Genomic DNA, 25,086 nt, shown 5'->3' with positions numbered 1-25,086 from the left:
ATCAGCTCACTACTCCGGTCATGACCCCGATGGGCACGGCGATGAATCCGCCGGCCAGAACGGCCGCCACGGCCGTCGAGACGATCTTGAGGGCGCGGTCGCGGTGCGGGCGGCCCGTGCCGAGGGTCTGGGCGGCGCTCCACAGGCCGTGCCGGATGTGCAGACCGAGGGCCAGCATCGCCACGATGTAGATGGTGTTGCCGTACCAGGTGGAGAAGGTCGCCACCACGTTCTGGTACGGATGGCCGGGCTCGGCGTGCTCGTTCACGGTGAGCGTGGTCAGGTCCAGGATGTGCCAGACGATGAACAGGCCGAGGATCACCCCGCCCCAGCGCATGGTCCGCGTGGCGTAGCTCGCCTTCCGCCTGCGGCGCGCGTTGCCGTGCGCGTACTTCTGCGGCCGCGCGGCCAGATCGCGGCGGCTGAGCTGGTACGCGGCCACGGCGTGCAGCACCACCGAGGCCACCAGCGCCACCCGGACCAGCCACAGGAACCACTCGTAGTGCAGCGCGGGCTCGCCGAGGGTGCGCAGCCAGTGCGCATAGCCGTTGAAGTCCCCGGGCCCGAAGAAGATCTTGAGGTTGCCGAGCATATGGACCGCCAGATAGGCCAGCATGACCAGCCCGGTGACGGCCATCACCGCTTTCTTGCCGACGGTCGAGCGCCACACGGAGCCGATGAGGGACGGGCTCCGCGCGGGCTCCCGCGGCGGTTCCGGCCGCTGTCGCGGCCCCTTCTGGGCGGGCCCCTCAGGGTCCGTCCGCGTCGCCAGTGCCATGTGACAAGACGCTAAGGACCGCCTTGCGATTCGTCCAAGACATGGAATGGCTCGATTCCATAGGCGATGGCTATCATGCCTGCGTGAGACTGCAGCAGCTGCGTTATTTCGCCACTGTGGCCGATACTCGCCATTTCACGCGCGCGGCGGAGATCCTGCATGTCGCCCAGCCGTCGCTGTCCCAGCAGATCCGCACCCTGGAACGGGAGCTGGGCGCCGAGCTCTTTCACCGCGCCCACGGCAACATCGCCCTCACGGATGCGGGGGAGGCCCTGCTCCCGCTGGCCCGGCAGATCCTCGCCGACACCGAGACCGCGCGCCGCGAGGTGCAGGAGGTCGCCCAGCTGCGGCGCGGCCGGGTGCGGCTCGGCGCCCCGCCGAGCCTGTGCGCCAGCCTCGTCCCGGATGTGCTGCGCCGCTTCCACGACGAGTTCCCCGGTATCGAGCTGATCGTGGACGAGGGCGGCTCGCAGGACCTGGTGCGCACCCTGGCCGCGGGCGAGCTGGACCTCGCGCTGGTCATCACCCCGCTGGCCGGGCAGGCCCCGGCGCTGGCCACCACCGAGCTGCTGCGCGAGGAGCTGGTCGTGGCCTCCTCGCCCGCGTCACCGCCGCCCGTCAGGCGCCGCCACATCCGCGTCGAAGATCTGCGGGACCAGCCGCTTGTCATGTTCCGGCGCGGCTATGACCTGCGGGAGTTCACCACCTCGGCCTGCCGGGCGGCCGGCTTCGAGCCCTCGTACTCCGTCGAGGGCGGGGAGATGGACGCGGTGCTGGGCTTCGTACGGGCGGGGCTCGGGATCGCCGTGATCCCGGGGATGGTGGCCGCCAGGTCCGGGCTGCGGGCCACGCCCTTCGCGGGCCACGGCATGCAGCGCACCATCTCCCTCGCGCACCGCAAGGACGTCGCGCCGCCCCGGGCGGCGCGGGAGCTCAGCCGGGTGCTGCGGGAACATCTGCGGTCGGGGAGGGCGGGGGAGGAGCTGACGCCGGGCACGAGGCTGCTGCCGCCGGTTCCCGACGCTGATTCTGGGTGAGCGGTGGGTCTGCGGCCTGGTTCTGGCTGAGCGGTGGGTCTCCGGCCTGGTTCTGGGCGAGCGGTGGATCTCCGGTAGCGCTCAGCCCCAGATGGCCCGGGCCAGCGCCGCACCGGCGAAGGCGGCGCCGAGGCCGGCCGCCACACTCACCACCACATTCGCGACCGCGAATATCCGCGCGCCGTCCTCGGCCAGCCGCAGCGTCTCGTACGAGAACGTCGAGTACGTCGTCAGCGCCCCGCAAAGACCGGTGCCCAGCAGTAGCTGGAGCTGCGAGGAGGCGGCCCCGGCGGTGGCCGCGCCGGTCAGCAGGCCCAGCACCAGACAGCCCACGACATTGACGGTGAAGGTGCCCCAGGGAAACACCGAATCGTGCCTGGTCTGCACGGCCCGGTCGGTCAGATAGCGCAGCGGCGCGCCCACCATGGCGCCGACCACCACCAGCAGCCAGCTCACCGGGCCTCCTCGCCCTTGCCCGAGTCCTTGTCGTCGCGGCGGGGGAAGCGGATCACCTCGACCGGATCGAGGACGGCCAGGCCCTCGCCGACGATCTCCTCAAGCTCGGGCAGGAACGCCCGTACCCGCTCCTCCGCATCCACGATCACAATCGCGACGGGCAAATCCTCGCTCAGCGACAGCAGCCGCGAGGTGTGGACGACCGACGTCGAGCCGAACCCCTCGACCCCGCGGAAGACGCTCGCGCCCGCGAGCCCCGCACGGTGGGCGCGGTGGACGATCTCCGCGAACAGGGGCCGGCGGTGCCAGGTGTCGTTCTCGCTGACGAAGACGGTCAGCCGCAGACTGCTCATCGCGCACCCCCGCCGGTCGTGCCGTCCGCGCTGCCCCTACTGCTCGCACCGCTCGCGCGGCCCGCCCCGGACACCCCCATGGCGCGCCGCGTCACCGCCACCGCCGCCCATACCGCCGTCAGCGCCGCCAGCGGGGTGGCCGCCAGACAGATCAGCCCGGTGGCCGGGCTGCCCCCGTCGACCAGGCGCTGGATGTCCACGGCGTACGTCGAGAAGGTGGTGAACCCGCCCAGCACCCCCGTCCCGAAGAACGGCCGCACCAGCCGGTGCGCGGCCCACACCTCGGTGATCAGCACCAGGAGAACGCCGATGAGCGCACAGCCGACGGCGTTGACCGCGAACGTCGTCCAGGGGAAGGTGCCCGCCGCGGTCGGCCACAGCAGCGCCGCCCCGTACCGCGCGACCGCCCCCGCCCCGCCGCCGGCCGCCACCGCGCAGACCACCGGACCCTGTCCGCGCCAAGCGCCGCGGTGCGCGGGCGCGGTGGCGCCGGGGTCGGTGGCCTGCTCCGCCAGCGGAGACCGTGAGCTGCCCATGGGTCTCAGCCTACGGGCGCTGCCCGGGGGCCCGCTGACGCGCCCGGAACGCGCACCTCCGCATCCTCGTACCGCCGCGGCAGTACGTTGCCCCGGTGGCGCAGGCGAATGCAGACACCTCGGATATTCCAGGGAAAATGCGGGCATGGGTGGTGCGAACCCCGGGCAGCCCAGGTCGCCCGGGCCGGATCGAACAGGTGGAGCTGCCGGTTCCGCGGCCTGCGGCGGACGAGCTGCTGGTGCGGGTCCGGGCCTGCGGGGTGTGCCGTACCGATCTGCACGTACGCGACGGCGACCTGCCGCCGCACAAGACCCCCGTCGTCCCCGGCCACGAGGCGGTGGGGGAGGTGGTCGCGGCGGGCCCGGGGGCGGAGGGGCCACCGGTCGGCACCCGGGTGGGGATCCCCTGGCTGCGCCGGACCTGCGGCCGCTGCCGCTACTGCCGGAGGGGCCAGGAGAACCTGTGCCCGTCGTCGGAGTACACCGGCTGGGACGCGGACGGCGGCTACGCCGAGTACGCCACGGTCCCCGCCGCCTATGCGTACGAACTGCCCGGCGGCTACGCCGACGAGGAACTCGCCCCGCTGCTGTGCGCCGGAATCATCGGCTATCGCGCGCTGCGCCGCGCCGAGCTGCCGCCGGGCGGCCGGCTCGGCATCTACGGCTTCGGCGGATCGGCGCATCTCACCGCCCAGGTCGCGATCGGCCGGGGCGCGGTGGTCCACGTCCTGACCCGCTCGGCGGCGGCGCGCGCGCTCGCGCTGGAGCTCGGCGCGGCGTCCGCGCGCGAGGCGTACGACCAGCCGCCGGAGCCGCTGGACGCGGCGATCCTCTTCGCGCCGGTGGGGGATCTGGCGCCGGTGGCCCTGGAGGCGCTGGACGGCGGCGGCACCCTGAGCGTCGCCGGGATCCATCTCTCGGACATCCCGCCCCTCGACTATGAGCGGCATCTCTTCCACGAACGCACCCTGCGCAGCGTCACGGCCAACACCCGGGAGGACGGCCGGGAGTTCCTGAACGCGGCGGCCGCCCACCGGCTCCGGGTCACCGTGACGCCGTATCCGTTCGAGCGGGCGGACGCCGCGCTGGACGACCTGGCGGCCGACCGGGTGCGGGGGGTCGCGGTGCTGAGGATGGAGGGCTCCTATGGACCTCAATAAGAACGTCATCGACGAATTCCGGGCGAACAACGGACAAGTGGGCGGCATGTTCGAAGGCGCCCAGCTGATCCTGCTGACCACGGTCGGCGCCAGGACCGGCAAACCGCATACGACCCCCGCCGTGTATCTGCGCGACGGGCACCGCTATCTGGTCTTCGGCTCCAACGCCCCGGTCGGCCGGCGGCCGGGGAGGCCCGGCGGCCCCAAGGACCCGCACTGGTACCACAATCTGCTGGCCAACCCGCATCTCACGGTGGAACTCGGCACCGAGGAGGGGGCCGTCAAGCCGTTCGCGGCGCGCGCGGTGGTGCTGGAGGGCGAGGAGCGCGATCGCTGCTGGGAGCTGCGGTGCTCATGCTCACCGGCCTTCCGTACGTACCCGGAGCAGACCGAGCGGACCATTCCGGTCATCGCCCTCCACCTCCTGGACCTCGGCGCGAACAATCAAGAGCGCAATCAGATGATCGGCCGACAACTGATCCAGCACCACAACGATCTGCGCTCCGAGCTCCACCGCGTCCGCGCCGCGTTCGACCGGGCGCCGGCGGGGGAGTCCGCGGAGGCCGACGCCGGTTCAGCGGCCGACGCCGGCTCAGGGGCCGACCTCGTGGGCCAACTGCGTCGCCACTGCCTGACGTTCTGCTACGCCCTGCAGACGCACCACATCCGGGAGAACGGCACGTTCACCGCCTTCGAGCAGCAGTTCCCGCACCTGCTCCCGGCCCTCACACGGCTGCGCCAGGAGCACGAAGTGGTGGAGCGGGCCCTGGAGGAGTTCGCCGCCCTGCTGAACGGGGGACTGCCCGCCGACCCCGCCGATGTGAAGAAGATCCGCGCCGAGCTGGACCGGTTGGTCTCCGGCCTGGAGGAGCACTTCGCCTATGAGGAGCAGCATCTGCTGCCCGCCCTGGAGGTGCCCCTCCCGTCGTAACGACCCTGCCGTGAGCGGCGGCGCGCGCCGGGATAGCTTTGCCGGGAAGGTGACGGCGCAAGCTATGAGGGGGTACGAGACATGTCGGCGGAGCATGAGCCGCGGTCCGGTCCGGAGTCCGCCCTGAGCTCGGACCAGGCGATCCGGGCCATGCTGCTGCTGATGCCGCGCGTCGCCGCCCGGCTCAAGCGCACCAAGATCCCGGAGCGGCTGAGCTCCTTCAACCTGGCCCCCAGGCATCTGTCGCTGCTGTCCTATCTGCTCTTCGACGGCCCGATGCCGGTCAACGAGCTCGCCGCCCGCCTGGAGATCGCCCCCACGACGGTCAGCCTGATGGTCAGCGACCTCAGCCGCCAGGGCGTCCTGGAGCGCCACACCGACCCGGCCGACCGCAGGCGCACCATCGTCGCCATCACGGAGGACGAGGAGACCCGCTCGGCCATCGACACCTGGCTGGCCCACGGCGCGAACGCCTGGCGCGCGGCCTTCGACCCGCTCACTCCCGAGCAGCGCGCCGTGTTCGTCCGGACGATCGAGACCTACGAGCATGAGGTCTCCGGCTCGGCGGACTGAGCGCGCCGGGCGCCGCGGCCGCCGGCTTCACCGGCGTCCGAGCCTCTACGTGCGTAGAGGGAGAGGTGGAGAGCGCCCCCGGCAGGACTCGAACCTGCGGCCAAGTGCTTAGAAGGCACCTGCTCTATCCACTGAGCTACGGGGGCCGGACGGTGGATCACGCAACTGCTGAGCCCCCGGGTGCCTGCGGTTCCGACGGTGCGGGGCCGTGGTGCCGGTGGCCGGGCTCGGCGGATCCGTGACCTTGCCGGGGACAAGGATAGGGCTCCGTGCGCCTCGCCCCGGTTGCTTCACCTCCGTGGCACGTTGTGGAGGTTCGGTGAAGCGGTTAGATAATCGCAGGCAGGTGCGAATCCCGCATCGTTTTTCACGCCTCAGAGGGCGGGTGTTGTCTACTCGTTATGCCCGCGCCCCAGTCGCCACGCCCGCCCCTTGGTCAATCTGGGGTAATCCGGGTGGGTCTGTTTGACGCGCGTGAGTGGGCATACGCTTCAAAAAGACCTCAAAAGCGGGCATTCTTCACCCGTGGCGATCTTGGACGTACGGCCCCGACTGCTCGACGCTCTGACCGCACTGCGCGATCGCGTCGATGCCGCACGGTTTCCGCTCCCCCTTCCCGGCGCCGACCGCGCTCGCCGTGGCCGCGCCGAACTGCTCGCCCAACTGGATGACTACCTCGTGCCCCGGCTGCGTGCCCCCCAAGCGCCCTTGCTGGCGGTCATCGGCGGATCCACCGGCGCCGGGAAATCCACGCTCGTCAACTCGCTCGTCGGCCGCCGCGTCACCGAGGCCGGGGTGCTGCGCCCGACCACGCGCACGCCGGTGCTCGTCTGCCATCCGGAGGACCGCCAGTGGTTCACCGGACAGCGGGTGCTGCCGCAGCTGACCCGGGTGTGGGTGCCCGCGCAGGGCGAGCGGGCCGAGGGCGGGTACGAGGAGGAGGCGTACGAAGGGGCGGCATACGAACAGGGGGCGTACGACGGTGCGGCGTACGCGGGCGCGGCGCGCGACGAGCTGGACAAGGGGGCGTGCACGGCGGCCGGGGCGCTGCGCGTCGAGACCGACCCCGGGCTCGCGCGCGGGCTCGCGCTCCTCGACGCGCCCGACATCGACTCCCTCGTCGCCCGCAATCGCGACCTCGCCGCCGAGCTGATCTGCGCCGCCGACGTCTGGGTGCTGGTGACCACCGCCACCCGCTACGCCGACGCCGTGCCCTGGCATCTGCTGCGCACCGCCAAGGAGTACGACGTCACCCTCGTCACCGTCCTGGACCGGGTGCCCCACCAGGTCGCCGCCGAGGTCTCCCACCAGTACGCGGCGCTGCTCACGGCCGCCGGTCTTGGGGACGTGCCCCGGTTCACCATCCCCGAGCTCCCCGAGTCCGCGGGCGGCGGCAGCGGGCTGCTGCCCGGCACGGCCGTCGCGGCGCTGCGCGACTGGCTCACCCGGCACGCCCAGGACCCGGTCGCCCGCCACGCCGCCGCCGAGCGGACCGCCGCCGGGGTGATCGCCTCGCTGCGCGCCCGGATGCCCGCCCTTGCCGGGGCGGCGGCTGCCCAGCACGCGGCGGCGGTGCGGCTGGTGCAGCACGTGGGGGGCGCGTACGAGGAGGCGGCCGAGCGGGTGCGGCGCGAGCTGGCCGGGGGGGCGGCGCTCGCGGGGGGCGCGCTCACCCACTGGCACGGCAGGCCGTACGACAGCACGCCCGAAGAACTCCTCACCGCCCTCGCCGACTCCCTCGCCACCCTGCTGCGCAGCGTCACCGCCGCCGCCGACGAACGGGTCGCGGAGGCGGGGCGGCGCGACCCCGCCGCGCGTGCCGGGCTCGCGCCGTGCGACGCGCGCGGCGCCGGGGAGCGGATCGGCGTGGCCGTACGGCGCTGGCGGCGCTGTGTCGAAGAGCTGGCCGAGGAGGAGGTGGCCGCCCGGGCCACCGAGGGCGGCGCCGGCTGCGCCCCCGACGAGGCCGCCGCGCTGCTGGTGGCATCCCTCATCGGCGGGCGCCGCACCCGTACGGCGGGTGAGCGGCTGGCCGAGACGCTGGGCGCGCACGGCGCGCTGCGCCTGGGCGACCGCGGTCGGCGGCTGCTCGACGACTGCGTCGGACGGGTCCTGGCGGCGGAGCGCGACCGGCGGCTGGCCCCGCTCGACGCCCTCGACATCACCCCGGACCACCAGGTCCGGCTCATCGCCGCGCTGTCCGTACTGCAGAAGGAGAGGTGACGGTCGTGACGGCCACTGCGACGTCCGAGCCGGAAAGCGCGCCCCCTCAGGAGAGCGTCGCCCGTAAGCCCGCACCGCCCCGGCAGACATGGGACGACGGCCTGATCGCACGGCGGGTGGTGGGCCGGCCGCCCGGACCGCCCGTCGCGGCGGAGGGGCGGGGGAGTGGGTCGGCGGGGGAGGCGAACCGCGGCGAAGGGTACGGCCAGGGGCGCGAAGGGACGTACGGCGGAGGGCATGGCGGGGCGTACGGCGAACGGGGCGGCCAGGCGTACGGCGCCGCGTACGGCGAGAGGTGTGGCGAGGGGGACGGCGCGCGGGACGGCGGGTACGCCGGGGCGCGCGGCGGCGTGGCGCGCGAGCCGTACACGCCGGCGTACGAGCACGGCGGCCGCGGCTTTGTCACCGGCGCCCTGCGGCCGCGCCTCGACGCGCTGCGCGAGCTGGTCGGGCTGTCCCGCACCCGGCTGGACGGGCGCACTCTCGGCGAGGCGGGACGGGTGCTCGACGAGGCCGTCGCGCGGGGGCGGCATCCGCTCGGACACACCGTCGTGGCCCTCGCCGGGGCCACCGGAAGCGGCAAGTCCACCCTCTTCAACGCCCTGGCCGGGGCGTATGTGTCCGAGGCCGGCATCCGCCGCCCCACCACCGCCACGCCCCTCGCCTGCGCCTGGACCGACCACGCCGACGGCCTGCTCGACCGGCTGGACATCCCGCACCGGGACCGCCGCCGCCCCGCCTATCCGTACGACCCGACGCTGCGCGGGCTCGTCCTGATCGATCTGCCCGACCACGACTCGGCGGCCCCGGGGCACCGCGAACGGGTGGAGCGGCTGCTCGGGCTGGTCGACGCGGTGGTGTGGGTGGTGGATCCGGAGAAGTACGCGGACGCGGTGCTGCACGAGCGCTATCTGCGCCCGCTGGCCGGATACGCCGAGGTGACCTTCGTCGTGCTCAACCAGGTGGACCGGCTGCCCGGCGAGGCCGCCGACCAGGTGCTGGACGATCTGCGGCGACTGCTGGACGAGGACGGGCTCGCGCTGGGCGAGCACGGGGAGCCGGGGGCGACCGTCCTCGCGCTGTCCGCGGTGACCGGCGCGGGCATCGGGGAGCTGCGGGAGGCCCTGGGCCGGCTCACCGCCGAATGCGGGGCGGCGGAGCGGCGGCTGGCGGCGGACGTGGACGGCGCGATGGAGCGGCTGCGCCCGCAGTACGTGGCGGACGGGGCGCCGGTCGGCTTCTCCGCGCGGGCCCGGGCGGAGTTCGAGGAGCGGCTGGCGGACGCGGCGGGCGCGGTGGCGGCCGGGCAGGCGGCGGAGCGCGCCTGGCTGCGCGACGCGCGGTGGGCGTGCGGGACGCCCTGGGGGCGGCTGGGGCAGCGGAGGCGGGCGGGGGTTGTGTGGTCGTGGGAGCAAGACGGGGTGGGCGGGGGGAGCAGAGGTGCGGGCGGGGGGAGCAGAGGTGCGGGCGGGGGGAGCAGTGGCGTGGGCGGGGGGAGCAGAGGTGTGGGCGGGGGGAGCGGTGGCGCGGGCGGGGGACGGGCCGGAATGGCGCTGGAGATCCCGGGGGCGAGGGCGAAGGCGGCGGCGGTGGCCGCGATCACCGCCCGGCCCGCGGTGGAGGAGGCGGTACGGGCCTTGGCGGACGAGGCGACGGCGGGGCTGCCCGCGCCCTGGGCGCAGGCCGTACGGGAGGCGGCGGCGTGGGGCGGCAAGGGGCTGCCGGACGCGGTGGACGAGGCGGTGGCCGCGACGGCGGAGCGTCGGCTGTCCCGGCCCTTGTGGTGGTCGGTGGTGGCGGCGGCACAAGTCGCGCTGGCGGCGGTGTTGTTGGTGGGGGTGGCGGGTCTGCTGGCGGTGGTGGCCGGGGTGTTCGGCGGTGTGGCGTGGTGGCTGCCCACGCTGCCGGCCACGGCGGCTGCAGTCGGCGGTCCGGCGCTGGCCTGGGGGTGCGGGCTGGCGGCCCGGGGGCCCGCGCGGCGGTACGGGCTGGCGGCGGAGCAGCGGCTTCGGGAGGTGGCCGCCGAGTGCGGGCGGACGAGGGTGCTGGAGCCGGTGACGGCGGAGCTGGCGCGCTACCGGGAGGTGCGGAAGCAGTATGTGATCGCGGCGGGCGGGGCCGTGGCGGGCGGGCTCGGTTCACCCGGCCGGGGGGCCGAGTTGTCCACAACCGGGGAGTAGCCCACAGGCCCCGGCGGGCTTGCGCGATCGGGTGCAGCATGAGGGCGGAAGGGGACGCGAGCGCGGAGAAGTGACGGGGGAGGCGGCTCGGTTGAACGAGACATGGCTGACGGTGATGGGCAATACCGCGACGCGGCCGGACTATTGGGAGACGGCGGCCGGTGTCGCGGTGGCCCGGTTCCGGCTGGCGGTGACGGCGCGGCGCTGGGACCGGGCGCGGGAAGCGTGGATGGACGCGTACACGAGCTTCTACACGGTCTGGGCCTGGCGGGGGCTCGCGGTCAATGTGGCGGCGTCGGTCTCGCTCGGCGAACCGCTGGTCGTGCACGGCACGTTACGGGTGCGGGAGCGGACGGAAGAGCGGCCGGGGGACCGGCGGGGAGAGCCGCGCGGCGGGTGGCCGGGCGAGCGGCCGACGGAGCGACCGGGGACGGGGCAACCGGGGGCTGATCGGCAGGGGGCGGGCCAACCGGGGGAGTGGCAGCGGGAGGACGGCGGCGGGGCCAGGCGGTGGATCACCGCGGATATCGACGCGGTGGCGGTCGGACACGATCTGGTGCGGGGTACATCCGCGTTTCGCCGGGTCTCGCGGGCTAAACCTCTTTTAAACGTACCGACTGGGACAACAACCCCGTGATTCACGGGGATTTATCGATAAAGCCAGGTCAGAGGCGATGGTGTGATGAGATAACGATTTCGATTCGGATCGGTTGGGCCTTGGTATTCCCGGGGAACGGGACGAGGGTTCTCCCTAGGATCCCTGGTGCCAACGGGGGCTTCTGAGTTTTGAGTTCGCTGGCGAGGCGCACCCACAGACTGGCGCTCGCCCGAAGGGGAAACCATGATTTCTGTAAAGAGGCGGGGCGTTGCTCGCCTTGCCGCCGCTGTCCTGGCCTCGGGCCTGGTCGCGGCGGGTGCGATAGTCACGGCCGGCACCGCCGCAGCGGACGACGCGCCTCCGAGTCAGGGCGGCGCCACCGCCACGCTCAGCGGTCTCAAGACCTTTGACCAGGCCGTCATCCACGACAAGGGCAAGGACCAGAAGGTCGGCGCCGGCCTGTTCGAGATGGCGGTCGACAACGGCGGCACCATCCAGACCTACTGCATCGACCTCCACAACCCGACGCAGAGCAAGGCGAAGTACGAGGAGAAGTCCTGGAGCGCCACATCGCTGGCGCACAACACCAACGCGGGCAAGATCAACTGGATCCTGCAGAACTCCTACCCGCAGGTCAATGACCTCTCCGCGCTTGCGGCCAAGGCGGACTCCGGCCCCCTGACGGAGAAGACCGCGGCCGCCGGCACCCAGGTCGCCATCTGGCGCTTCTCGGACGGCGCTGACGTCGACGCGGCCGACCCCGCGGCCGAGAAGCTGGCCGACTACCTCGAGAAGAGCGCGCAGAGCCTCGAGGAGCCCAAGGCGTCGCTGACCCTGGACCCGCCCGCGGTCTCCGGCAAGTCCGGTGAGCGCCTGGGCCCGATCAAGGTCCACACCAACGGGGACAGCGTCACGGTCACCCCGGGTGACACCGCCGCCTCCGGCGTCAAGGTCGTCGACAAGGACGGCAAGACGGTCACCAGCGCCGCCGACGGCAGCGAGCTCTACTTCGACGTGCCGGCCGGTGCTGCCGACGGCAGCGCCACGCTGACCGCCCAGGCCGCCACCAAGGTCCCGGTCGGCCGCGCGTTCGCCAGCGCCACCAAGAGCCAGACCCAGATCCTGGCCGGCTCCAGTGAGTCCACCGTCTCCGCCACCGCCACCGCGGACTGGGCGAAGAAGGGCCCGATCCCGGCGCTGTCCGCCGAGAAGAACTGTGCCAAGGGCGGCGTGGACATCACCGCGACGAACAAGGGCGACGAGGCGTTCACCTTCGAGCTCCTCGGCGAGAAGCACACCATCGAGGCCGGCAAGTCCGAGACCGTCACCGCTCCGGTGAAGGAGGACCAGGCCTACAAGTTCACGATCACCGGTCCGAACGGCTTCGAGAAGACCTTCTCCGGCGTGCTGGACTGCAAGACCGCGAGCACCGGCGGCGGCAGCGGTGACGAGACCCCGTCCTCGCAGCCGAGCCCGGCGTCGGCCGGCGGCAGCAGCGCGGACAGCAGCGGCGGCGACCTCGCCGAGACCGGCAGCAGCAGCAACACCCCGATCATCGCGGGTGTCGCCGTGGCGCTCGTCGTGATCGGTGGCGGCGCGGTCTTCTTCGTCCGCAAGAAGAAGGCGGCTCCGGCGGGTGAGTGATCGCTGACCCGAAGTAATCGCTGAAAGGGCCGGAGCCTCGGAACAGGCTCCGGCCCTTTCGTATGGGATGGGCGACTGGGATGGGGAACTGTGATGGGCGACTCGTAAGCGGTGGGGAATGGGTTTCCGTCGCGAGCTTGGCGTACGGCAAGATGGGGTGTATCTGACGACGCGGCGCAGCCGCATGCCGATCCACGGGCGGCGAACCTCGTGGTAAGACCGCACTTCGATACCTACGATTGCCGGACGGTTTCTCTTGGCTGAGTACATCTACACCATGCGCAAGACGCGCAAGGCTCACGGCGACAAGGTGATCCTCGACGATGTCACGCTGAGCTTCCTGCCCGGCGCCAAGATCGGTGTCGTGGGTCCCAACGGCGCCGGTAAGTCGACGGTGCTGAAGATCATGGCCGGCCTGGAGCAGCCGTCCAACGGGGACGCCTTCCTCTCGCCCGGATACAGCGTCGGCATCCTGCTCCAGGAGCCCCCGCTGGACGAGACCAAGACCGTGCTGGAGAACGTCCAGGACGGCGTGGCGGTCATCAAGGGCAAGCTCGACCGCTTCAACGAGATCGCCGAGCAGATGGCGACCGACTACTCCGACGCGCTGCTGGAGGAGATGGGCAAGCTCCAGGAGGAGCTGGACCACGCCAACGCCTGGGACCTGGACGCCCAGCTGGAGCAGGCGATGGACGCCCTCGGCTGCCCGCCCGGCGACTGGCCGGTCACCAACCTCTCCGGTGGTGAGAAGCGCCGCGTCGCCCTGTGCAAGCTGCTGCTCGAGGCGCCCGACCTGCTGCTGCTCGACGAGCCCACCAACCACCTGGACGCCGAGTCCGTGCAGTGGCTGGAGCAGCACCTCGCCCAGTACGCCGGCACCGTCGTCGCCATCACCCACGACCGGTACTTCCTGGACAACGTCGCCGAGTGGATCCTGGAGCTCGACCGCGGCCGCGCCATCGGCTACCAGGGCAACTACTCCACCTACCTGGAGACCAAGCAGACCCGGCTGAAGGTCGAGGGCCAGAAGGACGCCAAGCGGCAGAAGCGCCTGAAGGAAGAGCTGGAGTGGGTCCGCTCCAACGCCAAGGGCCGCCAGGCCAAGTCCAAGGCGCGACTGGCCCGTTACGAGGAGATGGCAGCCGAGGCCGAGAAGACCCGGAAGCTGGACTTCGAGGAGATCCAGATCCCGCCGGGCCCGCGCCTGGGCAATGTCGTGGTCGAGGTGGAGAACCTGTCCAAGGCGTTCGGCGAGAAGGTCCTGATCGACGACCTGTCCTTCACCCTGCCGCGCAACGGCATCGTCGGCGTCATCGGCCCCAACGGCGCGGGCAAGACCACGCTGTTCAAGATGCTCCAGGGCATCGAGATCCCGGACGCGGGCACCATCAAGGTCGGCGAGACGGTCAAGATCTCCTACGTCGACCAGACCCGCGCCAACATCGACCCCAAGAAGACGCTGTGGGCCGTCGTCTCGGACGAGCTGGACTACATCAACGTCGGCCAGGTCGAGATGCCCTCCCGCGCGTACGTGTCCGCGTTCGGCTTCAAGGGACCGGACCAGCAGAAGCCGGCCGGGGTGCTCTCCGGCGGTGAGCGCAACCGCCTGAACCTCGCGCTGACCCTCAAGCAGGGCGGCAACCTGCTGCTCCTCGACGAGCCGACCAACGACCTCGACGTGGAGACCCTCTCCTCGCTGGAGAACGCGCTGCTGGAGTTCCCCGGCTGCGCCGTGGTCGTCTCCCACGACCGCTGGTTCCTCGACCGCGTCGCGACGCACATCCTCGCGTACGAGGGCGACTCCAAGTGGTTCTGGTTCGAGGGCAACTTCGAGGCGTACGAGAAGAACAAGGTCGACCGCCTCGGTGCGGACGCGGCCCGTCCGCACCGCGCCACCTACAAGAAGCTGACCCGGGGCTGAGTGTGGCCCGCCATATCTACTCCTGCCCCCTGCGCTGGTCCGACATGGACGCGTTCGGCCACGTCAACAACGTGGTCTACCTCCGCTATCTGGAGGAGGCGCGCGTCGACTTCATCTGGCGGCTGGCGCCGGGGGACGGCAGCGGCGCGTTCACCGGCGGCGTGGTGGTCGCCCGGCACGAGATCAGTTACCTCCGGCCGCTCTTCCACCGGCACGCCCCGGTGACCGTCGAGCTGTGGGTGAAGGAGATCGGCGCCGCGTTCATCACGCTCGGTTACGAGGTCAAGGACGAGGAGACCGTGTACGCGCGGGCCTCGACCATGATCGTCCCCTATGACCTGGAGCGCGGCCGTCCGCGCCGTCTCACCTCCGAGGAGGAGGGCTTCCTGGTGAAATACCTGGAAGACGGCGCAGAGGGCGCAGACGCCGCGGACGACGCCGCCGAGGCAGCTCCCGAGGCCGCTGCGGCTACCGGGCGGGACGAGCAGCCCGAGGGGGCCGTGACCGTATGACGGTGCAGGGGGAGGAGCTGCGCTTCGCCGACCCGGGGGAGGCGGCGGACCTCGCCGCCTTCCTGGCCCGGCTGATCCACTACGACCGGGCCGCGGCGGTGCGGCTTCAGGCGGGCGGCGGAGTGCTCGCCGTCTTCGGCCGCCCGCCGTCCTTCGAAGTGCTCGCCATCCGTACCGCCCGGCTCGCGGCCGACACGGTGCTGGACACGACGGTCTCGGCCGGGCAGTTCGCGGACGCGCTGGACGCGGCGGCGCGGCGTAGGGCGGACGGCGCCGGTGCGGAACCCCCGGGCCCGGCCGCTGCCCCGGCCGGCCTGGACGTGGCCGTACCCGACCCGGTCACCGGCCCGCCATGGGCCGGGCTGCTGCCGCCGCGCGGCGGCTGGCGCCGGGTGCCCGGTCTGCCGGATGTGGCCGAGGTGCGCGGGGCGGTCGCCTCGGCCGTCGCCGAGTTCCGCGCCCGGGACGCGGCGCTGCCCGAGGAGCGGCGCACCCGCGCCGAGCGGGACCGCATCGGCCGCGAGATCTGGTCCCGGACGCTCGGCGAGACCGGCCTCCCACTGCGCGCCGTACACGCCGCGCAGTCACTGGGCTTTCTGCGCCCGGCCCGCACCCCGGAGCCGGTCGCCGCGGCCGTGGCGCCCGGCCCGCCGGGCGGCGGCGCGACGGCGCTCGCCCCCGAGCCCGAGCAGCTTGCGCTGCTCGCCGCGGGCGGCTGGCTGCGGCTGCGCACGCCGTACGGCTCGATAGCGGTGCGCAAGACGGGGCTGCCGGGGCTCTCGGGCCTGTCGGTGAGTCCTGCCTGACCGCCGCCCGGTCCCGTCTGAGCCGCCCGAGTGAGCGGCTGGGGGAGGGCGGCGGGGTCAGCCCGCGGTGTTGACCATGGACGCGGCCGCGTAGGTGAGGTAGTCCCACAGCTGCCGCTCGAGCTCGGGCGCCAGCTCCAGCTCGTCCACGGCGTCGCGCATATGACGCAGCCAGGCGTCGTGAGCGTCGCGGTTCACGGTGAAGGGCGCGTGGCGCATGCGCAGCCGCGGGTGGCCGCGGTTCTCGCTGTAGGTGCGCGGACCGCCCCAGTACTGCATGAGGAAGAGCCGCAGCCGCTCCTCGGCCGGGCCCAGGTCCTCCTCGGGATACATGGGCCGCAGCAGCGGATCCTCGGCTACGCCCTGGTAGAAGCGGTGCACCAGGCGCCGGAAGGTCTCCTCGCCGCCGACCTGTTCGTAGAACGTCTGTTCCTGAAGCGTGCCGCGCGGAATCTCTGTCACTCCCCCATGCTCTCAGACCGCCGGACGGAGGACTCCGGACGTAGGTCGCGATGGAGGCGCGGGCGCAGGACAGTGGAGTCATGGGCAGCACGCGCACGGGCAGGCGCGGCGCGGATGGCGCGGACCGGAAGTCCGATCCGTACGCCGTGACGGCTGCGACGCTGCGTGCCGCCCTGGTCCGGGAGATCGCCGAGGGCGGTGGGCTGACCGACCCGGCGTGGCGGGAGGCTTTCGAGGAGGTGCCGCGCCATGTGTTCGTCCCCCGCTACTACGAGGCGGGCGAGCCGAGCACATCCGGCGGGATGGTGCTCTACGAACGGCTGGGGCGGCACGACCCCGACCCCGCGCGGCGGGCGCGCTGGCTGGCCGGGGTGTACTCCGACGCGCCCCTGGCGACACGGGTGCGCGACGGCGAGCTCGTCTCCTCCAGCAGCCAGCCGTCGCTGATGGCGCGGATGCTGGAGGCCCTGGCGGTGCGGGACGGGGACAGCGTGCTGGAGATCGGCACCGGCACCGGCTACAACGCGGCGCTGCTCGCGCACCGGCTCGGCGAGGACCGGATCACGACCGTCGACATCGACCCGGACATCACCGACACCGCCCGCGACCACCTGGCCGCGGCCGGATACCAGCCGGCGGTCGTCACCGGGGACGGGGCGCTCGGCTGCCCCTCGCGTGCCCCCTTCGACCGGATCATCGCCACCTGCGCCGTGACCGCCCTGCCGCCCGCCTGGCTGGACCAGTGCCGGTGCGGCGCGCTGATCCTGGCGCCGCTCGCCACCGGGCTGATCGCGCTGTGGGTCGCCGACGCCGAGCACGGCGAGGGGCGCTTCCTGACCACCCCCGCGTACTTCGTCCCGCTGCGCGGCAGCGAGCCCCGGCCTCCGGTCCGTACGAAAGGACTGCCGACCGAGCCGCTGCTGGAGGACTCCTTCCGCTTTCTGCTGAACGTGGTCACGGCGTGGCTCGACCCGCTGGAGGCCCTCGCACTGTGGGAGCACGAGGGCCGGCCGGGGCGGGAGCGCTACGGTGTGACGGTGCGCGAGCAGCGGCAGTGGGCGTGGCTGGACGACCCGGAGGGCGCGTACGCCTGGCCGCTGGGGCCCGCCCACGCCGAACGGGCTCACTGAACGGGCTCACTGGACGAGCCCCCTGAACGGGCCCGCGGGACAGCGCTGTTGAATGACGCGGGCGGGCTGACGAGGGCTCCTAGCTGAGGCCGCCCGAGGCCCGGAGGTTCTGGCCGGTGAGCCAGCGGCCGTCCGGGCCCGCCAGAAACGCCACGATGTCGGCCACGTCGGACGGCTGCCCGAGCCGGCGCAGCGGAGTGATGCTGACGATCAGGTCCAGCACGTCGCCGGGGTTCGCGGCGTGCAGCATGTCGGTGTCGGTCGCCCCCGGGGAGACCGTGTTGACGGTGATGCCGCGCTCCCCCAGCTCCTGCGCGGCCGCCGCGGTGAGCTGCTCCAGCGCGCCCTTGCTGATCATGTACGGGGCGACGCCCGGCACGGCCCGGACGGTGTTGAGCGTGGAGATGTTGATGATCCGCCCGCCGTCGGGCATATGCCGGGCCGCGTACCTCACGGTCAGGAAGGCGGCCTTCAGATTGACCGACAGCAGATGATCGAAGTCCTCCTCCTCGATCTCGGCGAGAGGGGCCCTCGGAAGGTTCACGGCCGCGTTGTTGACCAGGATCTCCACGCCGCCGGACGGCCCCTGCGACGCGGTCTCCATCAACTGCTCCGCCGCCCCGGGCTCGGCCAGGTCCAGCCGCACCGCGCGGGCGCTGCCGCCCGCTTCCTCGACGGCGCGGACGATCTCCTCGGCGGCCTCGGCGCTGCGCGCGTAGTTGAACACCACCTCGGCGCCGTCGCGGGCCAGCCGCTCCACGATGGCCCGGCCGATGCCCCGCGAGCCTCCGGTGACGACCGCGGTCTTGCCTTTCAGCACTGGCATTACACCCTCCACGCATCTCGGTGAGCGGATGTTCCGCCCCGAATCTATGCAGGGTGCGCCTCCGGTGGCGGGCTATCGGCCGAAGAAGTCGGCCGGTCGCCCGCCACCGGGCTGTGTCGCGTCAGCCGGGCCCTATCCCCGGCGTACGGTGATCGTCGTCCAGGCCCCGACGTGGACGCGGTCGCCGTCCTGGAGGGGGATCGGGACGTACGGCTGGATCGGGTCCTCTCCACCGTTGATCGTGGTGCCGTTCGTCGAGTCCTGGTCGACGACCGCCCAGCCGCCGTCCGGCTGCTGGACGAGAACCGCGTGCTGGTGGGAGACCCCGGGATCCTCCGGCGGGCGCGCCAGGTCGATATCGGGCGACTCGCCGGTGCTGTGGCGGCGGCGGCCGATGGTGATCTGCGGCCCGGTGAGCGGGAGCTGCTGCTCGGGGGAGTAGGCCGGCAGGTTCAGACCGGCCGCCTCCGGGCCGCTGCGGTGCATCATCGCCATGAAGTACTCACGGTCCGGGCCGACGAACGCGACCCACCCCGCGGGGGCCGCGGGCCCGGGAGGACCTGGAGGGCTGCCCTGGGTGAAGTGTGCGGGCGGCCCCTGGTGCGGTCCGGGCGCCGGGGCGCCCGGGTAGTCGCCGCCACCGAAGCCGGGCCCGGGCGGGGCCGGGGCCTGGGGCGGCTGCGGCTGCCCGTACGGCGACGGGGGCGCGGGAGCGTTCGGCGGCGCGGCGGGCCCCGCGGCGTTCGGCGGCTGCAGCGTCCAGTCGTCGTCGCTGAAGGACGGGCCCGGGGGCTGCTGCATCGGCGGCGAGGGCAGCAGCGGCTCGCCCGGGCTCGGGTGACCCGGCTGCGGCGGGCCCGCCGGGTAGCCGCCCGGGCCCGGACCTCCGTGGGGCCCCTGCGGCGGGAACGTCTGCGGCTGCGGGGGCTGCGGCGGCTGGAAGCCGCCGGACCCGGGCGGGGGCGGCGGGGCGTACGAGGTGGGCGACTGGGTCAGGAAGTTGTAGCGGCACTCCTCGCAGAACGGTGCCTGCGCCTCACGGGGCGTACGGCACTGAGGGCACAGCTCCGCCTGGAAGGTGGGGTCCGGCGGCTGCTGGGCGGGCGCCGGGTAGCCGTATCCCCCGGGCGGACCCTGGAATCCCTGGGCGTCCGGCGGCTGCGGGGCGGGCGCCGGATAGCCGTAGCCCCCGGGCGGGCCCTGGGGCCCCGGGGCGCCCGGCGGTGGCGACCCGCCGGGGAAGCCCATGCCGTCCGGGGCGCCGGGACCTCCCGGGCCTGCGGGGCCCGGAGCGCTTCCCGGGAACCCGGGCGGGCCGGGCATCGGCGGTGGCGGAGGCGGGGGGACGGCGCCCGTGGGCACGGGTGTCCCCGACATCCGGTGGCCACACACCTCGCACCAGTCGTCGGCCGCTGATTGGTGGCCGTTAGGGCAGGTCGGCATGTCGGTGTTCCCCCTCTTGTGCCGTTCTTGGCGCTTACTGCCGTTTTGCGTGCTTGTCGCGTTACTTCTTGTTACCTTTTGACGCGAACTGTCTTGGTGGAGCGCGTTTCGAGAGTCATCTCATCCGCTTCCGCGACCTTCGCCTTCAGTCGCACAGTACCTGTCGCCACATCGACGACGTCCACCACCTTCGCAAGCAGTTTCGCCGTGTCCTCGTTCCCCGAGGCGTTCGCCAGCTGGACGGCACGCCCCAGCTTGGCCGTTGCTCCGTCGATATCGCCCGCTTTGCGGGCATCCAGGCCCTGTTGGATGGCCTGTGCCAGTTCCGCCTGGCCCGTATAGTGCGCGACCTGCGGATTCATCGCGGTGGAGGCGGCCATGTCCTCCGTCCACACGGCCCGCACCAACCCCTGGGCGAGCGTGGCCGGGAGCCCGGCGTGCTGCGGATCGTGCCGCGGATCGTGCTGCGGCAGTACGAGGGAGACGCGGGCGGCCAGCATCTCCTGCCCGACGTCGGCCGCGGGCACCCGCACACACAGGTGGTAGTCGCGGGACTCGTCGCCCCAGGAGCCCGTCGGGTAGTCGCCGGCCCGCGCTCCGGCCTCGGCACGCCGGTCGGTCAGGTCCTCGACCGCGGGCGCCACCTGCTTGACGAACGTCACCTCGGCCCCCACCGGGGTCCACACCCGCAGCCCGACATCCGCGATCTCCTTGCCCATCGCGGCGTCCATCATGCGCGTGAAGTCCGCGGTCAGATGGGCGGGGTCCGCCACGATATCGGCCGTGCCGAGCAGCGCGGAGGCGATGCCCGTGACCTCCTTGACCTCCCAGTCCGTGCCCACCCCGCGCGCATCGCAGGTGAAGCGGCCCGCACACGCATCCAGCGCGGCCCGCAGCTCGCCCGGCTCCTCGTGCTCGTTGCGGCCGTCGGTCAGCAGGATGCCGTGCCGGATCGGCGCATCGGCCGACGCCAGCAGCCGGTCGGCGAGGCGCAGCCAGGTGCCGATCGCCGTGCCGCCGTCGGCGCTCAGCCTGCGCAGCGCGTCCTTCGCCCGGGCCCGGGCGGCCGGGTCGGCGGTCGCCAGCCGGCCCCCGCCCGGGAAGATCTCCTCCGCCTTGTGGGTGCCGGCGACCACCGCGAAGGCGACGCCGTCGCGGATGGCGTCGATCGCGGCGGCGGTCGCGTCCCGCGCGTTGCGCATCTTCTCCGGCGGATAGTCCATGGAGCCGGAGCAGTCGACCATGATGACCACGGCCGCGCCGCCGCTCTGGTCCCCGGGCGGCGCGCCGCTCTGGTCCCGGGGCTGGGCGCCGCCCAGGTCCCGGGGGTCGGCGGGCGCCGGGGTCGCAGGGATCGCCGGGATGGGCATTCCCCCGGTGGTGCCGCCGCCGGTGGACGTGACCGTGACGATCGCGTTCACCTCGCGGCCGCCCTCGGGAAGGTACTCGTTCTGGTAGACCTCGACCGAGAACCGCGGCACGGTGGACTTGGCGAAGTTGGCCATCAGATCCGCTCCTTGGGCTTCAATCGCTCCTGGGCTCAGACCGCTCCTCAGGCCGTCCGGAGATCAGCCGGAGCCTGCCCCGCCCGGCTCCGCGGGGAACGGCAGTACGGCCACTGTTACGTTGTCGTGGCCCCCGCCCTCCAGGGCGTGGCCGACCAGGACGCGCGCGCTGTGCATCGGCCGGGCGCGGGCGTCCTGCGGCAGCGCGCGGGCCATGTCCTGCGCCGATTCCGCGTAGTTCCACAGGCCGTCGGTGCACACCACCACCACACCCGGCTGGTCCGGCTTGTAGGACGCGGTGTGCGGCTCCAGTTCATAGGCGTCCGCGCCGAGCCAGCCGGTGATGGCATGGGCCCGCTCGTCCGCGTACGCCTCCGCCTCGGACATCAGACCGGCCGCCACCATCTGGGCCGCCCACGAGTCGTCCTCGGTGAGCCGGGCGGGCGACGCCGAACGGTCGTCGGGCACCCAGTAGGCACGGCTGTCACCGATCCAGCCGACGGTCAGGATGCCGGAGGTGACCACCGCGCTGACGATGGTGCAGGCCGGCGCGTTCTGCTGGCGCTGGTGGGGTTCGTCGTGCGCACCCGCCCCGCCCGCCTCCGCCGCGAGGGAGTTCACAGCCTCGGAGGCGGCGACGATCGCCTCGTTCATGGCCGTCTGGGGATGGGCGCCACGGGGGAGCGCGGCGAGCAGCGACTGGCCCGCGGCGCGGGCGGCGGCCGCGGACGCGTCGTCGGGGCGGGTCGCCGAGGACACCCCGTCGCAGACGACCGCGAGCACGGCCGGTGAACCGTCGGGCAGCGCGGCGGAGGACACGGCGAACGCGTCCTCGTTGCGATGGTGGCGCAGACCGCGGTCGCTGGCCGCCGCGACGCCCGCCAACTCCCGCTCCATGTGGTCGCGGTCCCGTGGCTGGGCGTGGCCACAGGAGTCGCAGTATCCGTCCTGGTCGATGGTGCCCTCCCGGCATGCGGCGCACAGGCGGCGGCCGCTGCTCGCGTCAGTGTTCGGCCCGATGCCCGGCGTACCGGGCGTACCCGGTGCAGCAGGCGTATCGGGGGTTGGTTGCTCCCCAGGAGCCGCGGCCCTGGGGTCGGCCGTCGGCCCGTCCGGTACGTCCGGCCCGTCCGGCGCGGCCGGTACGTCCCAGGCGACCGGGACATCCGGGCCTGCCGGGCCTGCCGGGCCCGCCGGAGGCGCCGGGGCGGGGGCCTGGAGCGGATAGTCCTCCGGCTCCTGCCGCCTGGCCCGCGCCGCTCCGTTCACCGGAGGCGCCGGGCGGTCCGCGGCCACGGCGGCATCCGGCGCGGCCGACGCCAGGTCGGCCCCGCACACGCCGCAGAAGTTGTCACCCGACTCCAGCGGCTCTTCACAGGTCGGGCAGGCTGCCACTCCAGGCAGCCGCGGCATCTGCGACATCGATCACACCCACGTCCTGGGGCGGAAACGGTTGGCCCGCTCCACCAGTTCGATCCTTTCCTCGCCGCGCTGCGCGAGCCTGGCGAGCACCCGGTACGAGCGTTCCAAGCCGAAGCGCAGTCCCCGCTCGTCCAGACTGCTGCTGAGCAGGGACGGCCGGGCACCGCCCGGCGGCGCGCCGCTGCTGCCGGACAGTACCCAATCCAGGGCGCTGCCCAGTACTTCCGTGCACAGCCGCTCGTACCGCACCGCGTCCAGACCCAAGTGGGCCAGCCGCTCGACCTGTTGGGCCGAGGCCGTCAGCTCGGCCAGCAGCGGCTCATGTGCGGCGCGCTGCCGCAGCCGGGCCCGCACCGCCGCGACCCGGGCCGCCGTGTAGTGAATGGACGACTCCGGTACGGACTCGAGAGCGGCCACCGCCCCCGCGCGGTCCCCGGCGTACAACAGCACCCGGGCGAGCCCGAAGGCGGCGCTCACATGGTTCGGGTCGGTCGTCCACACCAGCCGGTAGTACTCCGCCGCATTGTCCAACTGGCCGAGCACTTCGGCGCACACACCCAGCGCCAGCTTCGGCGCGGGCTCGCCCGGGAACGCGTCGTAGACGGCGTCGAAGGACAGGGCCGCGGTCTCGTTGTCCCCGGTCGCCAGCGCGTGCAGGCCCCGGTACCAGACGATCCGCCAGTCGTCGGGATGGCCGGCCTCCAGACCGTCCAGCGCGATCCCCGCCTCCCGTGCGTGGCCCAGCTCCAACTGCGCGCGGATACGGCGCAGCCGCAGCTCCAGCGAGTCGGCGGGGGCCGCCCGCAGCGCCGCGTGCAGCTCGGTCGGGGCGGAGGCCAGCAGCCCGGCGAGAAAGCCGGCGTTGGCGTCGTCCGGATCCACCAGCGGCACCGGCAGCGCCAGGGCCGTGGCGCGGGCGTCCAGCGGCGCGATCGCGGGCAGCGGCAGGGCGAGCACGCCCTGGGGCCGGGGCGGGGTGGCCGCCGCCCGGCCCCGGCCGGCGCGGGCCCCGAGCGCCGACGCGTCCTGCCCCTGCTCGGCGAACAACTGCGTGTCCACCACCCGCGGCTCGGGCCCGAACAGCGTCGACAGCGCCGGCCGGGGCCGCCCCGTCTGCAGCGCCACGACCTCCCGCAACACACCCGTCAGCTGATCGGCCATCTCCTGCGCCGAGCCGAACCGGCGGTTCGGATCGGGGTCGGTGGCCCGCACCAGCAGCCGGTAGAACGACTCGTAACGCTGGAAGACCTCGATGTTCCCCGGGTCGGGCAGGCTGTCCGCGAAGACGTTCGTATAACCCTGGAAGTCGAAGGTCAGCACGGCCAGCGTGCGCGCCACCGTATACAGATCCGAGGCGACCGTCGGGCCCAGCTCCGAGACCTCGGGGGCCTGATAGCCGACCGTGCCGTAGATCGGGCTGTCGTCGTCGTCCATCCGCCGCACCGCGCCCATGTCGATGAGCTTCAGCTGGTCCTGCTGCTGGATGGCGTTGTCGACCTTGAAGTCGCAGTAGAGCAGATTGCGGCTGTGCAGATGGCCCAGGGCCTCCAGTGCCTCGATACCGTACGCACACGCCTGCTCGACCGGCAGCGGATCGCGCCTGCCGTCCGGCGCGCGGCGGGAGTTGGCGATGTCCTTCAGCGACTTGCCGCCGACGTACTCCATCACGATGTAGCCGTCGAGGCTGCCGGTGCGCTGATCGAGATGCTCGACGAAGTTGTAGATGCGGACGATGTTGGAATGCTCGATCTCGGCGAGGAACCGGCGCTCCGACACCGCGACCGACAGCGCCTCCTCGTCTCCCGTGTCCAGCAGGCCCTTGAGGACCACCCAGCGGTCGGACACCGCGCGGTCGATGGCCAGATAGATCCAGCCGAGACCGCCGTGAGCCAGACACCCCGCCACCTCGTACTGGCCGTGCACGATATCGCCAGGACTCAGCTTGGGCACGAAGGAATACGGATGGCCGCACTTGGTGCAGAACCCCTCGGTGCGGCCCGGCCGATCGCCGCGGGCACGCCCCACCGGCGCCCCGCAGTCGCTCCGGCTGCAGAACCGCTTGCGCTCCGGTACCTCCGGATCGGCCAGCACCGCCATCCGCGGGTCGGTGCGCGGTACCTCGTCCACGCTGACCAGGCCCGCGCCCAGGCGGCTGCGCCCGGAGCGGGCCACGGCGGAGGAACGGGAGCTGCGCACCGACACCGAACGCGAGGACGACCGCCCCGACCCCAGCGAACGGGACAGCCGCCCGGACACCGAACGCCGGGACGAGGCGGACCGCGACGACGGGCGCGAGGAGGAACGGGAGCCGGTGCCCGACGAGCCGCTACCCCGATCGCCACCCCCCACGCCGGTGATACCAGTGGGCGACGAGCTGACCATTCCGTCCCGCGAGACGACCGGGGCCATACCGCACGTATCGCAGTACAGCTGGCCGCCGCCCACATCCTCGTACGCCCCGCCGCACCCACGCCGCTGACACCTGCCCATACCTGCGACGCTCACGGCGTTTCTCCGTTCACTTCTCCGCCCGCGCGGCGCAGAGGTGCGGCCATCGCGGTCGTGTGCGGCCCGGCGGCCGCGCGTGCGA

At 73.0% G+C, this 25,086-nt stretch carries 22 protein-coding genes and 1 tRNA gene; 12 read left to right on the top strand and 11 right to left on the bottom strand.

Features of this window, described 5'->3' with window-relative positions; all coding sequences use genetic code 11:
• Position 1 precedes the first annotated feature (1 nt).
• Positions 2 to 778, bottom strand: coding sequence for a succinate dehydrogenase cytochrome b subunit (locus tag ACFV2X_RS03565; protein WP_385610887.1), 777 nt, complete (start codon positions 776 to 778; stop codon positions 2 to 4).
• Positions 779 to 861: 83 nt separating this feature from the next.
• Here ACFV2X_RS03565 and ACFV2X_RS03560 point away from each other — a divergent pair, with 83 nt between their 5' ends.
• The gene (locus tag ACFV2X_RS03560; protein ID WP_385610885.1) at positions 862 to 1,815 is read left to right on the top strand and encodes a LysR family transcriptional regulator; all 954 of its coding nucleotides are present in this window, start codon (positions 862 to 864) and stop codon (positions 1,813 to 1,815) included.
• An 81-nt stretch (positions 1,816 to 1,896) separates the two neighbouring features.
• On the opposite strand, the gene crcB is transcribed toward ACFV2X_RS03560, so the two are convergent.
• From crcB to ACFV2X_RS03545, 3 genes are read right to left on the bottom strand one after another with little or no spacing between them, the layout of a single operon-like run.
• Entirely contained in the window at positions 1,897 to 2,271 is a 375-nt protein-coding gene (gene crcB / locus ACFV2X_RS03555; RefSeq protein WP_385610882.1) for a fluoride efflux transporter CrcB, read from the bottom strand.
• Complete coding sequence (locus tag ACFV2X_RS03550) at positions 2,268 to 2,624, bottom strand: DUF190 domain-containing protein (RefSeq protein ID WP_385610879.1); 357 nt, start codon at positions 2,622 to 2,624, stop codon at positions 2,268 to 2,270. Before ACFV2X_RS03550 ends, crcB begins: the two co-directional genes overlap by 4 nt.
• Complete coding sequence (locus ACFV2X_RS03545) at positions 2,621 to 3,160, bottom strand: fluoride efflux transporter FluC (RefSeq protein WP_385610877.1); 540 nt, start codon at positions 3,158 to 3,160, stop codon at positions 2,621 to 2,623. The genes ACFV2X_RS03550 and ACFV2X_RS03545 overlap by 4 nt, the downstream gene beginning before the upstream one ends.
• A gap of 137 nt (positions 3,161 to 3,297) precedes the next feature.
• On the opposite strand from ACFV2X_RS03545, the gene ACFV2X_RS03540 reads away from it, so the two are divergent.
• The 3 genes from ACFV2X_RS03540 (at position 3,298) to ACFV2X_RS03530 (ending at position 5,824) form a co-directional block, all read left to right on the top strand.
• A complete protein-coding gene (locus ACFV2X_RS03540) occupies positions 3,298 to 4,320 on the top strand; it encodes a zinc-binding alcohol dehydrogenase family protein (RefSeq protein ID WP_385610874.1) in 1,023 nt (340 codons plus the stop codon).
• Positions 4,307 to 5,251, top strand: coding sequence for a nitroreductase/quinone reductase family protein (locus ACFV2X_RS03535; RefSeq protein ID WP_385610871.1), 945 nt, complete (start codon positions 4,307 to 4,309; stop codon positions 5,249 to 5,251). The genes ACFV2X_RS03540 and ACFV2X_RS03535 overlap by 14 nt, the downstream gene beginning before the upstream one ends.
• An 81-nt stretch (positions 5,252 to 5,332) precedes the next feature.
• Positions 5,333 to 5,824: a MarR family winged helix-turn-helix transcriptional regulator gene (locus ACFV2X_RS03530; RefSeq protein ID WP_385610868.1), complete on the top strand. Its 492-nt coding sequence runs from the start codon at positions 5,333 to 5,335 to the stop codon at positions 5,822 to 5,824.
• Positions 5,825 to 5,897: 73 nt separating this feature from the next.
• On the opposite strand, the gene ACFV2X_RS03525 is transcribed toward ACFV2X_RS03530, so the two are convergent.
• Positions 5,898 to 5,970, bottom strand: a tRNA-Arg gene (locus tag ACFV2X_RS03525).
• Positions 5,971 to 6,358: 388 nt separating this feature from the next.
• Here ACFV2X_RS03525 and ACFV2X_RS03520 point away from each other — a divergent pair.
• The 7 genes from ACFV2X_RS03520 (at position 6,359) to ACFV2X_RS03490 (ending at position 15,708) form a co-directional block, all read left to right on the top strand.
• Complete coding sequence (locus ACFV2X_RS03520; protein WP_385611472.1) at positions 6,359 to 8,047, top strand: dynamin family protein; 1,689 nt, start codon at positions 6,359 to 6,361, stop codon at positions 8,045 to 8,047.
• Positions 8,044 to 10,227 (top strand): GTPase, encoded by a 2,184-nt coding sequence (locus tag ACFV2X_RS03515; RefSeq protein WP_385610865.1) that lies wholly within the window; start codon positions 8,044 to 8,046, stop codon positions 10,225 to 10,227. Before ACFV2X_RS03520 ends, ACFV2X_RS03515 begins: the two co-directional genes overlap by 4 nt.
• 91 nt (positions 10,228 to 10,318) lie before the next feature.
• Entirely contained in the window at positions 10,319 to 10,864 is a 546-nt protein-coding gene (locus ACFV2X_RS03510) for a single-stranded DNA-binding protein (protein ID WP_385610863.1), read from the top strand.
• A 204-nt stretch (positions 10,865 to 11,068) separates the two neighbouring features.
• A complete protein-coding gene (locus ACFV2X_RS03505; RefSeq protein ID WP_385610861.1) occupies positions 11,069 to 12,469 on the top strand; it encodes a Cys-Gln thioester bond-forming surface protein in 1,401 nt (466 codons plus the stop codon).
• 256 nt (positions 12,470 to 12,725) lie between these two features.
• Positions 12,726 to 14,390 carry an energy-dependent translational throttle protein EttA gene (gene ettA, locus ACFV2X_RS03500; RefSeq protein WP_385610859.1) on the top strand — a complete coding sequence of 555 codons (1,665 nt, stop codon included), beginning with the start codon at positions 12,726 to 12,728 and terminating at the stop codon, positions 14,388 to 14,390.
• 2 nt (positions 14,391 to 14,392) lie between these two features.
• Positions 14,393 to 14,902 carry an acyl-CoA thioesterase gene (locus ACFV2X_RS03495; protein ID WP_385610856.1) on the top strand — a complete coding sequence of 170 codons (510 nt, stop codon included), beginning with the start codon at positions 14,393 to 14,395 and terminating at the stop codon, positions 14,900 to 14,902.
• Complete coding sequence (locus ACFV2X_RS03490; RefSeq protein WP_385610854.1) at positions 14,899 to 15,708, top strand: hypothetical protein; 810 nt, start codon at positions 14,899 to 14,901, stop codon at positions 15,706 to 15,708. Before ACFV2X_RS03495 ends, ACFV2X_RS03490 begins: the two co-directional genes overlap by 4 nt.
• A 57-nt stretch (positions 15,709 to 15,765) precedes the next feature.
• Here ACFV2X_RS03490 and ACFV2X_RS03485 read toward each other — a convergent pair whose 3' ends face one another.
• Complete coding sequence (locus tag ACFV2X_RS03485; protein WP_385610852.1) at positions 15,766 to 16,170, bottom strand: globin; 405 nt, start codon at positions 16,168 to 16,170, stop codon at positions 15,766 to 15,768.
• Positions 16,171 to 16,250: 80 nt separating this feature from the next.
• On the opposite strand from ACFV2X_RS03485, the gene ACFV2X_RS03480 reads away from it, so the two are divergent.
• On the top strand, positions 16,251 to 17,300 hold the full coding sequence (locus ACFV2X_RS03480; RefSeq protein WP_385610849.1) for a methyltransferase domain-containing protein: 1,050 nt from the start codon (positions 16,251 to 16,253) through the stop codon (positions 17,298 to 17,300).
• A gap of 79 nt (positions 17,301 to 17,379) precedes the next feature.
• Here ACFV2X_RS03480 and ACFV2X_RS03475 read toward each other — a convergent pair whose 3' ends face one another.
• The 5 genes from ACFV2X_RS03475 to ACFV2X_RS03455 form a co-directional block, all read right to left on the bottom strand.
• Complete coding sequence (locus ACFV2X_RS03475; protein WP_385610846.1) at positions 17,380 to 18,126, bottom strand: SDR family oxidoreductase; 747 nt, start codon at positions 18,124 to 18,126, stop codon at positions 17,380 to 17,382.
• Positions 18,127 to 18,258: 132 nt separating this feature from the next.
• On the bottom strand, positions 18,259 to 19,569 hold the full coding sequence (locus tag ACFV2X_RS03470) for an FHA domain-containing protein (RefSeq protein WP_385610843.1): 1,311 nt from the start codon (positions 19,567 to 19,569) through the stop codon (positions 18,259 to 18,261).
• A 71-nt stretch (positions 19,570 to 19,640) separates the two neighbouring features.
• The gene (locus ACFV2X_RS03465) at positions 19,641 to 21,074 is read right to left on the bottom strand and encodes a VWA domain-containing protein (RefSeq protein WP_385610840.1); all 1,434 of its coding nucleotides are present in this window, start codon (positions 21,072 to 21,074) and stop codon (positions 19,641 to 19,643) included.
• Positions 21,075 to 21,137: 63 nt separating this feature from the next.
• Positions 21,138 to 22,496, bottom strand: a complete 1,359-nt coding sequence (locus ACFV2X_RS03460; RefSeq protein ID WP_385610838.1) for a PP2C family serine/threonine-protein phosphatase — start codon at positions 22,494 to 22,496, stop codon at positions 21,138 to 21,140.
• Between the two features lie 3 nt (positions 22,497 to 22,499).
• Positions 22,500 to 24,986 carry a tetratricopeptide repeat protein gene (locus ACFV2X_RS03455; protein ID WP_385611469.1) on the bottom strand — a complete coding sequence of 829 codons (2,487 nt, stop codon included), beginning with the start codon at positions 24,984 to 24,986 and terminating at the stop codon, positions 22,500 to 22,502.
• Positions 24,987 to 25,086 lie beyond the last annotated feature (100 nt).

This window comes from Streptomyces sp. NPDC059679 (assembly GCF_042734105.1).
In the GTDB taxonomy this organism is placed as follows: domain Bacteria; phylum Actinomycetota; class Actinomycetes; order Streptomycetales; family Streptomycetaceae; genus Streptomyces.
This window is presented reverse-complemented; position numbering and strand designations above follow the sequence as displayed.

Excerpts from the sequence above, each read along its gene's own strand:
- ACFV2X_RS03565 (WP_385610887.1), bottom strand. The coding sequence starts at position 778 with ATGGCACTGGCGACGCGGACGGACCCTGAGGGGCCCGCCCAGAAGGGG.
- ACFV2X_RS03550 (WP_385610879.1), bottom strand. The coding sequence starts at position 2,624 with ATGAGCAGTCTGCGGCTGACCGTCTTCGTCAGCGAGAACGACACCTGG.
- ACFV2X_RS03545 (WP_385610877.1), bottom strand. The coding sequence starts at position 3,160 with ATGGGCAGCTCACGGTCTCCGCTGGCGGAGCAGGCCACCGACCCCGGC.
- ACFV2X_RS03540 (WP_385610874.1), top strand. The coding sequence starts at position 3,298 with ATGCGGGCATGGGTGGTGCGAACCCCGGGCAGCCCAGGTCGCCCGGGC.
- ACFV2X_RS03535 (WP_385610871.1), top strand. The coding sequence starts at position 4,307 with ATGGACCTCAATAAGAACGTCATCGACGAATTCCGGGCGAACAACGGA.
- ACFV2X_RS03530 (WP_385610868.1), top strand. The coding sequence starts at position 5,333 with ATGTCGGCGGAGCATGAGCCGCGGTCCGGTCCGGAGTCCGCCCTGAGC.
- ACFV2X_RS03505 (WP_385610861.1), top strand. The coding sequence starts at position 11,069 with ATGATTTCTGTAAAGAGGCGGGGCGTTGCTCGCCTTGCCGCCGCTGTC.
- ACFV2X_RS03490 (WP_385610854.1), top strand. The coding sequence starts at position 14,899 with ATGACGGTGCAGGGGGAGGAGCTGCGCTTCGCCGACCCGGGGGAGGCG.
- ACFV2X_RS03480 (WP_385610849.1), top strand. The coding sequence starts at position 16,251 with ATGGGCAGCACGCGCACGGGCAGGCGCGGCGCGGATGGCGCGGACCGG.
- ACFV2X_RS03475 (WP_385610846.1), bottom strand. The coding sequence starts at position 18,126 with ATGCCAGTGCTGAAAGGCAAGACCGCGGTCGTCACCGGAGGCTCGCGG.
- ACFV2X_RS03470 (WP_385610843.1), bottom strand. The coding sequence starts at position 19,569 with ATGCCGACCTGCCCTAACGGCCACCAATCAGCGGCCGACGACTGGTGC.
- ACFV2X_RS03465 (WP_385610840.1), bottom strand. The coding sequence starts at position 21,074 with ATGGCCAACTTCGCCAAGTCCACCGTGCCGCGGTTCTCGGTCGAGGTC.
- ACFV2X_RS03460 (WP_385610838.1), bottom strand. The coding sequence starts at position 22,496 with ATGTCGCAGATGCCGCGGCTGCCTGGAGTGGCAGCCTGCCCGACCTGT.
- ACFV2X_RS03455 (WP_385611469.1), bottom strand. The coding sequence starts at position 24,986 with ATGGGCAGGTGTCAGCGGCGTGGGTGCGGCGGGGCGTACGAGGATGTG.